This is a genomic window from Microvirga makkahensis (assembly GCF_009830105.1).
Classification (GTDB): Bacteria; Pseudomonadota; Alphaproteobacteria; order Rhizobiales; family Beijerinckiaceae; genus Microvirga; species Microvirga makkahensis.
In genome coordinates this window covers 52,133-64,943 of record NZ_WURB01000006.1, presented here as the reverse complement: position 1 = coordinate 64,943, position 12,811 = coordinate 52,133, and the positions used below count along the sequence as shown (strand labels likewise).

The following is a 12,811-nucleotide window of genomic DNA, read 5'->3' as shown; positions in this document are numbered from 1 at the left end:
CGATGAGCGAAGCACCCCATCGCGCCGGCGCCTTCTTCGGGCGCCGGAAAGGCAAAAAGCTTCGCTCCGGTCAGGACGATCTGATCCAGAACCTGCTGCCCGCGATCCGCGTGATCCCGGGCGGCGACCCCGCGGGCCTGTTCCCGAACAGCCGGGCGCGGGAGACCTGGCTCGAGATCGGGTTCGGCGGCGGCGAGCATCTCGCGGCCCAGGCCCGCGCCCACCGGGACATCAACTTCATCGGCTGCGAGCCCTTCGTGAACGGCATGGCGAAACTGCTGGCCGCCATCGATCATGAAAAGCTCGACAACATCCGTGTCTGGGACGACGACGTCACCAAGCTGCTGCCGACTCTGCCCGACGCGTGCTTCGACAGGGTGTACATCCTCTATCCCGATCCGTGGCCGAAGCGCCGGCAGCGGAAGCGCCGCCTCGTCTCGGACGAGATGCTGGACATGCTGGCCGGCGTGATGAAGCCCGGCGCGGAGCTGCGCTTCGCCAGCGATATCGACGACTACATCGGTTGGGTGCTGGCACGGGTCTTGCGCTCCGATCGTTTCCGGTGGACGGCGGCGCGCGCCGACGATTGGCGCACGCCCTACGAGGGCTGGCCCGGCACCCGCTACGAAGCGAAGGCCATCCGCGAAGGCCGCGTCCCGAGCTATCTCACCTTCGTGCGTGTCTGACGCCGGTCACGCCCTCGCCTGAGCCACCCGCTCGTCGCTCACCACCTTGCCGTCGACGAGATGGATGCGCCGGTCAGCACGCGCGGCGATCTCCATGTCGTGCGTGACGGCAACCACTGTCTTGCCGCGCTTCCTCACGAGATCCCGCAGGATGGTGAAGACCTGATCGGAACTCTTGCTGTCGAGGCTGCCCGTAGGCTCGTCGGCCAGCACCACATGCGGATCGTTGGCGAGCGCGCGCGCGACCGCCACACGCTGGCGCTGTCCGCCCGAGAGCTGATCGGGCGTTTTGTCGAGATGGCCCGCGAGGCCGAGATCCTCCAGAAGCCCCGCCGCGCGGTCGCGCATCTGCGAGGCCGGGAGGCGTCCCGCCTTGCGCATCGGCAGTTCCACGTTCTTCAGCACGCTGAATTCCGGCAGCAGGAAGTGGAACTGGAACACGAAGCCGAGGCTTTCGAGCCGCAATCGCGCGAGCGTGTCATCATCGAGCTGCGAGGTGTCCTGTCCCGCGATTTTCAACGTGCCGCTGGTCGGGCGGTCGAGCAGCCCGAGCAGATAGAGCAGCGACGACTTGCCGGAGCCGGACGGGCCGGTGATCGCCACGAATTCCCGCTCGCCGACGGTGAGCGACACGTCGCGCACCAGCGTCACGGGTACGATGGCGGGAAGAATGCGGGTGAGATGGTCGGCTTCGATCAGCGCGTTCATGTGGCCCCCCGGATGATGTCGACGGGATTGAGCCGCGCGGCCTGCCGCGCCGGCAGATAACCCGCCACGCCCGCCGAGACGAGGGCGAAGCCCGAGGCGATCGCATAGTGCCACAGCGACCAGAAGAGCGGCAGACGCGTCAGCTCGCGGCCGACGCCCGCGCCGGAGAGCTTGAACTCCACCTGCGAGAGCGCGAAGCACAACAGAAACCCGATCAGCCAGCCGACGGCGGAACCCGCCATGCCGAGCGCCAGGCCCTCGATGAGAAACAGGCGGCGCATGTTTGCTTGAGTGAAGCCGAGCGATTTCAGAATGGCGATGTCGCGCGCCTTCTCGTGGGTGATGGTGGAGATGATGTTGTAGATGCCGAAGCCTGCGACCAGCAGGATCGCGCCGACCACCGTGTACATCACCACATTGCGCACCACGAGCGCCTCGAGCAGCGATTCGTTCGCCTCCTGCCAGGGTACGGCCTTGTAGCCGAGCTCCGCCTCGACCTGCCGCGCCACGCGCGGAGCCGCTTCGGGATCGTCGAGGCGCAGGCGGATGTCGTTGATGGCGTTCGGCCGCTCGGAGAGGATCTGCGCGTTCTTGAGAAGCACATAGGTTTCGCTCTCGTCCCGCGCGTTGTTGCCCGTATGGAACTGCCCGACGATCTTGAAGCCGCGGGACTGACCCGTCGGCGAAACGAGCTGGATCGTCGTGCCCATGGATGCGCCGAGCCGCTGTGCCAATGTGTCGCCGACGACGATGTTGTTGCCCCCCGCCTGCAGCGCATCGAAGCTCCCTTGAACGAAGTCGCCGGCCACAGACGAGACGGTCGCCTCGATCTCCGGCTCGATGCCGACAATGGAGACACCGACGTCGCGCCCTGCATACCGGACGACACCCTGTGTCCGGAGGCCCTGCGCCATGCGCCCCGGCACCCAGGATTGCAGGGACGCGAAGGCGGCGGCGGGATTGAGGATGCCGCGCCGGTCCTCCTTCGGCCTCAGGCCTTCGAACTGAACGGCGGGGAACAGCTCCTCCGCCGGCTGGCGGCGTGGCGTGCGGCGCTCGTCCGAGATCTGCACATGGGGCATGGTGTCCACGAGCTGCGCGATGAAGTCCTTCTCCGTGCCCTGCATGAGGGCCGCCATGGCGATGGAGAATCCCACGCCAAGCGCCACGCCGAGAATGGCCACCATGGTCTGGCGGCCACGCCCGGCGATGTGGATCAGGGCGAGCTCCAGGATGAGACGCATCGCCTCAGCCTCCCCTTTCCCGCACCGCCGCCCCCTCGGCGATATCCTCCGGAAACGGCGCGAGCACGCGCGCCGTTTCGTCGAGGCCGGAGAGGATCTGAGTGTTACGCGCTCCGCGGATGCCGACCGTCACGTCCCGCCTTCGGGCGACGCCGTCCTCCACGACGAAGAGAGAAGCGCCGCGCAGGGCGCTCGTCGGCACGAGAAGCGCGTTGGCGGAAACCTGCACGATCACGTTCACCTCCACGGTCATGCCGATGAGGAGGGGCGTGTCCTCCGGCAAGGCGAGACGGACCCGATACGTCTTGGCCACCGGGTCGCCCTTCGGGGTGATGGAATCGACCCTCGCCTCCAGGATGCGGTCCGGAAAGGCATCGGCCTTGAGAACGGCGCGCTGGCCCATGGCCACGCGCGGGATGTCCTCCTCGTTCACATCCGCCTCCACCAGCAGGGGCCGCGGCTCGCCCACCCAGAACAGGACCGTACCCGGTTCGGCGACCTCGCCCACCTCCCCGTCCTGGCGCAGGACGACGCCGCTTACGGGTGCCCGCAGGACGTAGGTTTCGAGCCTGGTCTCCTGACCGGCGATGAGCGCCTCGATCTGGCTCAGCTCACTGCGTGCTCGGTCGAGAGCCTGCTCGCTGGCGACCCGGCGCTCGACCAGGGTGGCGACCCGTTCGTAGTCGGCTCTCAGAAATCTCTGGCGCGCGCGCAGCTCGGAGAGGCTCGCCTGCGCCTGCCTGTCGTCGAGGCGGGCAAGCACGGCGCCCTTCTCCACCGCCTCTCCCTCGCAGTTGCACAGCTCGACGATCCGCTCCCGCAGGAGCGGCGTGACCTTGGCCCAGGTGCGCGGCTCCACGACCCCCGTAGCGTAGACGATCTCCGCCGCATCGCCGCGCATGGGCGCGACGGTGGCGACCTCCGGCGGCCTGCCGATGCGCCAGTAGGCTCCCCCCGCCGCCGCAAGCAGCACGAGGACGAGGAGCACGCGGGAAATCTTCACGGTCGGCCCTCCAAGGAACAGGTTCCTCTAGCATAGCCTCATTGCGGCCGCGATCCCGTGGTGTTCGTGACGGAGGGCGGGGATTCGCAGGAGAGCCCCCTTCGCAGGACCCTTGCCTTTTTCGGCATGAATCGGTATATCTGCGGGTGTCAGCTCTGGTTGCAGCGTCAAGCTGCCAGTCGGGAGTGGGCCCCGCCGGGTCCGCTCTTTTTTATTGCTTAAACGCCGGGGCTTCGGAGAGCCATGACGAACGAACGCGACAAGCGGCTGATTACGGAGAACGGCGTCGCCGCCCGGGTGGCCGCCATCGTAGAGCCCGTGATCGAGGATCTGGGCTTCAACCTCGTGCGGGTGAAGGTCACCGGCACGAATGGCTGCACCGTGCAGATCATGGCGGAGCGGCCGGACGGCACCATGTCGGTGGACGATTGCGAAACCGTGAGCCGCGCGATTTCGCCGGTTTTGGACCTCGAAGATCCCATCGATCGCGCTTATTATCTCGAAATCTCCTCGCCGGGGATCGACCGCCCCCTGGTGCGCGTCAGCGATTTCGAGCGCTGGACCGGCTATGAGGTGAAGATCGAGATGGCCGTGCCGGTGGATGGCCGCAAACGTTTCCGGGGCTTCATCCGGGGCATCGAGGACGGCAAGCTCGTGGTCGAGCTTCCGGACGTGAAAGAGGGTCTGGAGCCTATCGCGCGCTTAACCCTTACCGATCTGGGCGAGGCGCATCTCGTCCTAACGGACGACCTGATCCGTGAGTCGCTGCGCAGGGGCACCGCGCCGACCACGGACGATCTGGATGACGACACGGACGTGGTGGAGGCGCCCGAACCGCGCAGCCCGTCCAACAAGAAACAGAATTAAGGAGTGACCTCGATGGCTGTGAGCGCCAACAGGCTTGAGCTTCTGCAGATCGCCGATGCGGTCGCGCGCGAGAAGGTGATCGACAAGCAGATCGTGCTGGACGCCATGGCGGACGCCATCGCGAAGGCTGCCCGCTCACGCTACGGAGCGGAAACCGACATCCATGCTGATATCAATCCGAAGACCGGCGAGCTGCGCCTGTCGCGCCACCTCCTGGTGGTCGAGGACGGGGCAATGGAGAACGATTCCCGAGAAATCACCCTCTCGGAAGCCCGCGCCCGCCACAACCCGGCCGCCCAGGTGGGCGACGTGATCGCCGATACCCTGCCGCCCTTCGATTTTGGCCGCATCGCGGCACAGTCCGCCAAGCAGGTGATCGTGCAGAAGGTGCGCGACGCCGAGCGCGACCGCCAGTACCAGGAATACAAGGACCGCATCGGCGAGATCGTGAACGGCGCGGTCAAGCGCGTCGAGTACGGCAACGTGATCGTCGATCTCGGCCGTGGCGAGGCGATCATCCGCCGCGACGAGCTGATCCCCCGCGAAACGTTCCGTCCGGGCGACCGCATCCGCGCCTATCTCTTCGACGTGCGTCGCGAGACGCGCGGGCCGCAGATCTTCCTGTCCCGCACGCATCCGCAGTTCATGGCCAAGCTCTTCGCCTCGGAAGTGCCGGAGATCTATGACGGCATCGTCACCGTGCAGGCGGTGGCCCGCGACCCGGGCTCCCGCGCCAAGATCGCCGTGACCTCGCGTGATTCGTCCATAGACCCGGTCGGCGCCTGCGTAGGCATGCGCGGTTCCCGCGTCCAGGCGGTCGTCGGCGAGCTCCAGGGCGAGAAGATCGACATCATTCCGTGGTCCCCCGATCAGGCGACCTTCATCGTCAACGCGCTCCAGCCCGCCGAAGTGGTGAAGGTTGTGCTCGACGAGGAGGCCGACCGCATCGAGGTGGTGGTGCCCGACGATCAGCTCTCGCTGGCCATTGGCCGCCGCGGCCAGAACGTGCGCCTGGCCTCGCAGCTCACCGGCTGGGATATCGACATTCTCACGGAGGCCGAGGAATCCGAGCGCCGTCAGAAGGAATTCGCCGAGCGCACGGACCTGTTCATGAATGCACTGGACGTGGATGAGGTGGTGGGCCAGCTGCTCGCATCGGAAGGCTTCCGTTCGGTGGATGAAATCGCCTATGTGGATCCCGCCGAAGTCGCCTCCATTGAGGGCTTCGACGAGGACACCGCCGCTGAGATCCAGAACCGCGCCCGGGACTACATCGCCCGCATCGAGGCCGAGAACGAGGCGCGCCGCAAGGAGCTGGGTGTCTCGGACGAGCTGAAGGACATCGACGGCGTCACCTCCGCCATGCTGGTGGCCTTCGGCGAGAACGACATCAAGAATGTCGAGGACCTGGCCGGCTGCGCAACCGACGATCTCGTCGGCTGGACTGAGGGCAAGGGCGCCGACGCGACCCGTTACAAGGGTGCGCTCGACGGCTTCGACGTGTCCCGCACGGAGGCTGAGGCCATGATCATGGCCGCCCGCGTGAAAGCCGGCTGGATCGAACAGCCAGAAGAAACCGTAGAGACCGAGGGATCGGCCGACGAGGCCGAGACCGAGGCTCAGCCGTCCTAGAACGGCGATGGGAAAGCGAGGTCAGCACCCGTGCCGCGGCATGAACCGGAGCGCACCTGCATCGTCACCCGCGAGGCCCAGAGCCCCGCGGGGCTGATCCGCTTTGTCCTCGGGCCTGACCGCCAGGTCGTTCCCGATCTCAGGCACAAGCTTCCCGGCCGGGGCGTCTGGGTGACGGCCCGGTCCGGCATGGTGGACGAGGCGGTCAAGCGCCGCCTCTTCTCCCGTGCGTTCAAGACGGAGGCCAAGGCCTCCGAGACCCTGTCCCAGGACGTCGAGCGCCTGCTTCGGGACGACATGAGACAGGCCCTCGCCCTCGCCAACAAGGCTGGCTGCGTCGTCACCGGCTTCGGAAAAGTCGAACAGGCCATCACGGATAAGCCCATCGTTGCCCTTATTCATGCCGCAGAGGCGGCCGAAGATGGGCGAAGAAAATTGGCAAACCCGTTGCGAAAACGCCTCGGCGGGGCAATATCTAGCTTTCCGGTCGTCCAAGTATTGTCAAATGACGAATTGGATTTGGCATTAGGCCGGTCACATGTGATACATGCTGCCCTCGTCGCGGGCGCTGGGAGCGACGGCTTTCTGAACCGCTGGCATCGTTACCGCACTTATTGCGGCATCGGAGCCGATCAATCTGGCCTCGGAAACGAGACCGGCGAACCCACGATTTTGAAACCCGCAGGAACATTAGCGGAATGAGTGATACGAAAAACCAGGGCGACAAGACTCTCCACGTGTCGTCCAAGACGCTGTCTCTGAAGCGCCCGGTCGAGCAAGGCACGGTGCGCCAAAGCTTCTCCCATGGCCGTTCGAAATCGGTCGTGGTCGAGACTGTGAAGCGTCGCCCTGCCGTTGGCCCCGGTGGGGCGAAGGACGAAAAGCCGGCCGCCTCCCACGCTGCAGCGCCCGCTGCCGCGCCGAAGACGGCTGCGCCGGCGGGAAGGCCAACGCCTCCCCAGGGCGGACGCCCGCAGCGTTCCGGCCCCTCCTCGAACGCGCCCCGGTCCGGCGTGGTGCTGCAGACGCTCTCCGAACAGGAGCGCGATGCCCGCATGAACGCCCTGGCCGATGCCCGCCGCCGGGAAGAGGAAGAGCGCAAGCGCCAAGCCGAGGAAGCTGCCCGCCGCGCCGAGCGCGAGGCCGCCGAGGCCAAGGACCGCGAAGCAGCCGAAGCCCGCAAGCACGAGGAAGAAGAGCGCCGCCGCCAGGACGAGGAGCGCAAGCGTCGCGCCGAGGACGAAGCCCGGCGTCGTCTAGGCGAGGCGGCGGCTCCCGCTCCCGCCCAGGGCCGTGCTCCCGCTCCTGCACAGGGCCGCGATCGGGGCCCGGCCCCGCGCCAGGACGGCCCCCGCGGCGAAGGACGCCAGGGCGGATTCCGCCAGGACGGTCCGCGTCAGGAGGGTCCGCGTCAGGAGGGTCCGCGTCAGGGTGCCCCCCGTCAGGACGGCCAGCGTTCCGGAGGCTTCCGCTCGGACGGCCCCCGTGGCGACGGCCCTCGCCCCGGCGGCTTCGGTGGCCCGCGCGCCACCGGCGGCACCTCGGGCGGCCGGCCGCCGAGCCTGAACCACATGGCGCGTCCCCCGGCTCCGCCTCCGATGCCCGATCCCACCACGGCCAAGCCGAACACCCGCACCGCTCCGCCGGTCGTGGCCCGCAGTCCTGCGGCCGATGTGGACGATGACGAGGCACCCCGTACAGCCCGCCGCCCCGGCGCGGCAAAGCCGGTGGTCGCCCCCAAGCCGACGAGAGCCGCTCCCGGCGAGGAGCGTCGCCGCGGCCGCCTGACCCTCGCCGCCGCGACCTCGGGCGACGACGAGCGCACCCGCTCGCTCGCCTCCTTCCGTCGCCGCAACCAGCGTCTGATGGGCCACCGGCAGGTGGAACAGAAGGAAAAGATCGCCCGCGAGGTCACGATTCCGGAGACGATTACCATCCAGGAACTCGCCAACCGCATGTCGGAACGTGCCGTGGACGTGATCAAGTTCCTGATGAAGCAGGGGCAGATGCACAAGATCACCGACGTGATCGACGCCGATACTGCGCAGCTCGTCGCGGAGGAGCTCGGCCATACGGTGAAGCGCGTCGCCGAATCGGACGTCGAAGAAGGCCTGTTCGACACGCCGGACATGGACGAGAACATCTCGCCCCGTCCGCCCGTGATCACCATTATGGGCCACGTCGATCACGGCAAGACCTCGCTGCTCGACGCGATCCGCAAGACCAACGTGGTCTCCGGCGAAGCCGGCGGCATCACGCAGCATATCGGCGCCTATCAGGTGACCTCGCCGCTCGGCGGCAAGATCACCTTCATCGACACCCCCGGTCACGCGGCCTTCACCGCCATGCGCGCCCGCGGCGCCAAGGTGACGGACATCGTCGTGCTCGTGGTGGCCGCCGATGACGGAGTCATGCCCCAGACCATCGAGGCGATCACCCACGCGCAGGCGGCCGGCGTGCCGCTGATCGTGGCCATCAACAAGGTGGACAAGCCCGACGCCAACCCGCAGCGGGTGCGCACCGAGCTGCTCCAGCACTCGATCGTGGTGGAATCCATGGGCGGCGAGACCCTTGAGTTCGAGGTCTCGGCCAAGACCGGTCAGGGCCTCGACGACCTGCTCGAAGGTCTCCAGCTCCAGTCCGAGATTCTCGATCTGAAGGCGAACCCGGACCGCTCGGCCGAGGGCACGGTCATCGAGGCCAAGCTCGATCGCGGTCGCGGTCCCGTGGCCACGGTTCTCGTCCAGCGTGGTACGCTGCACACCGGCGACATCGTGGTGGCCGGGGCCGAATGGGGCCGTGTGCGCGCCCTGATCAACGACCTGGGCTCCAGCGTGAAGGAGGCCGGCCCCTCGGTTCCGGTCGAGGTCCTGGGCTTCAACGGCACGCCGGAGGCGGGCGACCGCGTGGCGGTGGTCGAGTCCGAGGCCCGCGCCCGCGAGATCACCGAGTACCGTGCCCGCCAGAAACGCGAACGCGCCGCCGCCCGCATGGGCTCGGCCGGACGTACGCTCGTCGACATGATGCGCGACCTGAAGGCCGGTGCCGGACGCAAGGAGTTCCCGCTCGTGATCCGCGCCGACGTGCAGGGCTCGGCCGAAGCGATTGCCGGAGCCCTCGAGAAGGTCGGCAACGAGGAAGTGGGCGCCCGCATCGTCCAGGCTGGCGTCGGCGCTATCTCCGAATCCGACGTCACGCTGGCGGAGGCTTCCGGGGCGATCATCCTCGGCTTCAACGTGCGCGCCCACAAGGAAGCGCGCGAGGCGGCCGAACGCGCAGGCATCGAGATCCGCTACTACAACATCATCTACGACCTCGTGGATGACGTGAAGGCAGCGATGTCGGGTCTCCTGGCCCCGACCCTGCGCGAAGAACGGCTCGGCGAAGCGCAGATCCTTGAGGTGTTCAACGTGTCCAAGGTCGGCAAGGTCGCGGGCTGCCGTGTCACCGATGGCGTGGTGCAACGCGGCGCCCATGTCCGCCTGATCCGCGACAACGTGGTCATCCACGAGGGCAAGCTGTCCCAGCTCAAGCGCTACAAGGACGATGCCCGCGAGGTCACCTCGGGTCAGGACTGCGGCATGGCCTTCGAAAACTACCAGGACATGCGTGTCGGCGACGTCATCGAGTGCTACCGCGTGGAAGAGGTGAAGCGGTCGCTGTAAGATCGCTTCCCGCCCACCCAGAAACAAAGCGTCATCACCGGGCTTGTCCCGGTGATGACGCTTTGACGGGCTTTGTTTCTATTCCATCGAGATGGCCGGGCTGATCCCGGCCACGAGATCAAAACATGATCCGGTCCAATCCCGGAGGGTGACCCATGGCAAAACGTTTCGAACAAACCACCGGCCCGTCGCAGCGCCAGCAGCGCGTGGCCGAGCTCGTGCGCCACGCTCTGGCGGAAGTTCTCTCCCGCGGCGATCTGCAGGACGACGTGCTGAACCGGCATGTGATCACGATCCCGGAAGTACGCATGTCGCCCGACCTGAAGCTCGCGACCGCCTACGTGATGCCGCTCGGCGGCAAGGACGAGGATGCGGTGATCAAGGCGCTGGAGAAGAACAGGAAGTTCCTGCGCCAGGAGGTCGCCCGTCGCGTGAACCTGAAATTCGCGCCCGACCTGCGCTTCCGCCGCGACGAGAGCTTCGACGAGGCCGCACGAATCGACGCACTTCTGCGCTCCGAGCGTGTGGCGCGCGACACGGGCAAGCTCGACGCGGAACAGGCCGACGACAACGACGAGTGAGAGCGATGACTGAAGACCATTCCGGGGAGCGCCCCCGTCGCCCTCACGGCGACCGCCCGAAGAAGCGCGACATCAATGGCTGGATCATTCTCGACAAAGGCGTCGGAATGACCTCGACCCACGCGGTCGCGGTAGTCAAACGGGCATTCTCGGCAAAAAAGGCGGGTCACGCGGGTACCCTCGACCCTCTCGCCTCCGGCATCCTGCCGATCGCCCTGGGCGAGGCCACGAAGACCGTGCCATTCATCATGGATGGACGCAAATCCTACGTGTTCACCGTGGCCTGGGGTGCGGAGACCAATACTGACGATACCGAAGGGGACGTGGTGGAGCGCACGGATGTGGTACCGGACGCCTCCGACATCGAGGCCCTTCTGCCTCGCTTCACAGGCTCCATCCAACAGGTGCCGCCGCGCTTCTCCGCCATCAAGATCCAGGGCGAGCGCGCCTACGACCTCGCCCGCGACGGCGAGGTGGTGGAGCTGCAAGCCCGCACCGTCGAGATCGACCGCCTGGCCCTCGTCCATCACGACGGCAACCGCTCGGTGATCGAGGCGGATTGCGGCAAGGGCACTTACGTACGCGCCATCGCCCGCGACCTCGGTCGGAGCTTAGGTTGCCTCGGCCATATCGCGGCTTTGCGTCGCACGCGTGTGGGACCCTTCACCGAGCACGACGCGGTGACGGTGGACGACCTCACCACCGACCCGGCGGCGCTCCGCCCGGTGGAATCGGCGCTGAGCGAGATCCCCTCCATCGCCGTGAGCCGCGACATGGCCGGCCGCCTGATGCGCGGCCAGTCCATCATCCTGCGCGGCCGCGACGCTCCGCTCGCCGGCAAGGCCTATGCCACCTGCAACGGCATCCTCGTCGCCGTCGGCGATATCGAGCGCGGCGAACTGGTGCCGCACCGGGTGTTCAATCTGGGGGCTTGAGAGGGCCGCACAGCGTCATCCCCGCCCTTGAGCGGGCATCGCGCTTGCATTAAGCGCAACGCCTTTCTTGTCGGGACGGCCGGGACCGATCCCCGGATCGAGCCCGGGGACGGCCAGCCGGACAGAGGTGTGAACGGCCTCAGCGATCCGCCTTCAGGCCCTGCGCCTCGCGCATCAGGTACTTCCGGGTGATCGGCTCGATCATGTCGCGGATCGCCTGTGCAGTCTTTTCCTCCTCTCGGAGGGTTTCCCGAAGCGCCGGGACGAAGCGCTGATGGCCGGCAGCCTCGGCCATGGCGATCAGGGACTCGTAGGACGCGATCTCGAAATTCTCGAAGGCATGATTGGCGAAAGTGTTCTTCAGGACCTCGTCGGCCATGGGCATGTGGCCCGCCGCGGCCATGTTGGCCATGAACTGGGTCGCCATGTCCTTCAGGAGAGACCGGTCCGCCCCGAAAGTGTGCAGCATCTCGTCGAGGCGACGCACCTGGCCTTCCGTCTCGGCGATGTGGGTGCGCAGCAGATCCGACATCTCGGGGTAATGCTCGAAGCGCTCCACCTGGCGCTGCATCAGCTGCAACGCTTCCTTCTCGAGGGCATGCGCGTTCTGAAGGCCGGTGATGAAGATGTTCTTCACGGTCTCGTTAGAGGTCAGGTCCATCGTGCCTGCGGTGCTGGCGGTCATGGTGTCGGGTTCCTAAATGAGGGGTGTCTCACTCACCAACAGAGACCGCCGAAACTTGTTCCGGCAGCGTTGCCATGCCGGCATCCCTTTGCCAGGCTTGGCAAAAAGGATTCCGCTGGCACTTATTCACAATTGGTGTATGGTGCGCCCGCCTCGAAGGGCTGACCCCTCTGAGGACCGTCCCGGTGACGGACCGCGCTGGACGACATCCCGGCCCGGCCCTTTCCGGACGAACCAGACCTTCAGCCAGATGGCCAAGGTCCTTACCGTAAGCAAACCTGAAAGGATATGCGATGTCGATTACGGCTGAGCGCAAGAATGCGCTTATTAACGAATTCGCGCAGAAGGCTGGCGATACGGGCTCCCCGGAGGTGCAGATCGCCATTCTGACCGAGCGGATCACCAATCTGACCGGTCACTTCAAGACCCACACGAAGGACAACCACTCCCGTCGTGGCCTCCTGAAACTCGTCTCGTCGCGTCGCTCGCTTCTCGACTACCTGAAGAAGAAGGACGAGAGCCGCTACAGGACCCTGATCGAGAAGCTCGGCATCCGTCGCTAAGCTTTTGACCTTTCCGTCCGGAGCACGGCTCCGGACGGTTTTCCGGATGTGGTCCAAGAACCATCTCCGGCTGTCCACGAACGGACCGGATGCGCAATATCCGGCCTTTCGCTCCGGCGCTGGCGAGGCTTCAGACAAGTCCCGGCGCCCTTTTGAGGAGACGGATGACACGATGACCATGGCAGGATCGCAAGGGGCTAGCCGGAGCGGGTTTTCCCGCTTCAGGAGCCTCTTGCCGTCTT

12 protein-coding genes are annotated in these 12,811 nt (G+C 66.5%); 8 read left to right on the top strand and 4 right to left on the bottom strand.

Annotated elements, in window-relative coordinates; genetic code table 11:
- Positions 1 to 2: 2 nt before the first annotated feature.
- On the top strand, positions 3 to 686 hold the full coding sequence (trmB, locus tag GR328_RS10420; protein WP_160884466.1) for a tRNA (guanine(46)-N(7))-methyltransferase TrmB: 684 nt from the start codon (positions 3 to 5) through the stop codon (positions 684 to 686).
- Positions 687 to 692: 6 nt separating this feature from the next.
- Here trmB and GR328_RS10415 read toward each other — a convergent pair whose 3' ends face one another.
- The 3 genes from GR328_RS10415 to GR328_RS10405 are packed head-to-tail and all read right to left on the bottom strand — an operon-like array spanning position 693 to position 3,641.
- Positions 693 to 1,394, bottom strand: a complete 702-nt coding sequence (locus GR328_RS10415; protein ID WP_160884465.1) for an ABC transporter ATP-binding protein — start codon at positions 1,392 to 1,394, stop codon at positions 693 to 695.
- A complete protein-coding gene (locus GR328_RS10410) occupies positions 1,391 to 2,638 on the bottom strand; it encodes an ABC transporter permease (protein WP_160884464.1) in 1,248 nt (415 codons plus the stop codon). Before GR328_RS10410 ends, GR328_RS10415 begins: the two co-directional genes overlap by 4 nt.
- Positions 2,639 to 2,642: 4 nt before the next feature.
- The gene (locus GR328_RS10405; RefSeq protein ID WP_425487029.1) at positions 2,643 to 3,641 is read right to left on the bottom strand and encodes an efflux RND transporter periplasmic adaptor subunit; all 999 of its coding nucleotides are present in this window, start codon (positions 3,639 to 3,641) and stop codon (positions 2,643 to 2,645) included.
- A 243-nt stretch (positions 3,642 to 3,884) separates the two neighbouring features.
- Here GR328_RS10405 and rimP point away from each other — a divergent pair, with 243 nt between their 5' ends.
- The 6 genes from rimP to truB all read left to right on the top strand — a co-directional run bounded on the left by rimP (position 3,885) and on the right by truB (position 11,321).
- On the top strand, positions 3,885 to 4,508 hold the full coding sequence (gene rimP, locus GR328_RS10400) for a ribosome maturation factor RimP (RefSeq protein WP_160884463.1): 624 nt from the start codon (positions 3,885 to 3,887) through the stop codon (positions 4,506 to 4,508).
- Between the two features lie 12 nt (positions 4,509 to 4,520).
- Positions 4,521 to 6,140, top strand: coding sequence for a transcription termination factor NusA (gene nusA, locus GR328_RS10395; protein ID WP_160884462.1), 1,620 nt, complete (start codon positions 4,521 to 4,523; stop codon positions 6,138 to 6,140).
- A 30-nt stretch (positions 6,141 to 6,170) separates the two neighbouring features.
- Complete coding sequence (locus tag GR328_RS10390; RefSeq protein ID WP_160884461.1) at positions 6,171 to 6,842, top strand: RNA-binding protein; 672 nt, start codon at positions 6,171 to 6,173, stop codon at positions 6,840 to 6,842.
- Positions 6,839 to 9,805: a translation initiation factor IF-2 gene (gene infB, locus GR328_RS10385; protein WP_160884460.1), complete on the top strand. Its 2,967-nt coding sequence runs from the start codon at positions 6,839 to 6,841 to the stop codon at positions 9,803 to 9,805. The genes GR328_RS10390 and infB overlap by 4 nt, the downstream gene beginning before the upstream one ends.
- 155 nt (positions 9,806 to 9,960) lie before the next feature.
- Positions 9,961 to 10,386, top strand: a complete 426-nt coding sequence (rbfA, locus tag GR328_RS10380; RefSeq protein WP_160884459.1) for a 30S ribosome-binding factor RbfA — start codon at positions 9,961 to 9,963, stop codon at positions 10,384 to 10,386.
- A 5-nt stretch (positions 10,387 to 10,391) separates the two neighbouring features.
- Positions 10,392 to 11,321 (top strand): tRNA pseudouridine(55) synthase TruB, encoded by a 930-nt coding sequence (truB, locus tag GR328_RS10375; protein ID WP_160884458.1) that lies wholly within the window; start codon positions 10,392 to 10,394, stop codon positions 11,319 to 11,321.
- A gap of 139 nt (positions 11,322 to 11,460) precedes the next feature.
- Here the strand turns inward: truB and GR328_RS10370 are convergent, their stop codons facing one another.
- Entirely contained in the window at positions 11,461 to 12,006 is a 546-nt protein-coding gene (locus GR328_RS10370) for a ferritin-like domain-containing protein (protein WP_160884457.1), read from the bottom strand.
- A 293-nt stretch (positions 12,007 to 12,299) separates the two neighbouring features.
- On the opposite strand from GR328_RS10370, the gene rpsO reads away from it, so the two are divergent.
- Complete coding sequence (rpsO, locus tag GR328_RS10365; RefSeq protein ID WP_160884456.1) at positions 12,300 to 12,569, top strand: 30S ribosomal protein S15; 270 nt, start codon at positions 12,300 to 12,302, stop codon at positions 12,567 to 12,569.
- Positions 12,570 to 12,811 lie beyond the last annotated feature (242 nt).

What these genes read in the sequence shown, in the direction of transcription:
- trmB (WP_160884466.1), top strand. Translation starts at nt 3, where the DNA reads ATGAGCGAAGCACCCCATCGCGCCGGCGCCTTCTTCGGGCGCCGGAAA.
- GR328_RS10415 (WP_160884465.1), bottom strand. Translation starts at nt 1,394, where the DNA reads ATGAACGCGCTGATCGAAGCCGACCATCTCACCCGCATTCTTCCCGCC.
- GR328_RS10410 (WP_160884464.1), bottom strand. Translation starts at nt 2,638, where the DNA reads ATGCGTCTCATCCTGGAGCTCGCCCTGATCCACATCGCCGGGCGTGGC.
- rimP (WP_160884463.1), top strand. Translation starts at nt 3,885, where the DNA reads ATGACGAACGAACGCGACAAGCGGCTGATTACGGAGAACGGCGTCGCC.
- nusA (WP_160884462.1), top strand. Translation starts at nt 4,521, where the DNA reads ATGGCTGTGAGCGCCAACAGGCTTGAGCTTCTGCAGATCGCCGATGCG.
- infB (WP_160884460.1), top strand. Translation starts at nt 6,839, where the DNA reads ATGAGTGATACGAAAAACCAGGGCGACAAGACTCTCCACGTGTCGTCC.
- rbfA (WP_160884459.1), top strand. Translation starts at nt 9,961, where the DNA reads ATGGCAAAACGTTTCGAACAAACCACCGGCCCGTCGCAGCGCCAGCAG.
- truB (WP_160884458.1), top strand. Translation starts at nt 10,392, where the DNA reads ATGACTGAAGACCATTCCGGGGAGCGCCCCCGTCGCCCTCACGGCGAC.
- GR328_RS10370 (WP_160884457.1), bottom strand. Translation starts at nt 12,006, where the DNA reads ATGACCGCCAGCACCGCAGGCACGATGGACCTGACCTCTAACGAGACC.
- rpsO (WP_160884456.1), top strand. Translation starts at nt 12,300, where the DNA reads ATGTCGATTACGGCTGAGCGCAAGAATGCGCTTATTAACGAATTCGCG.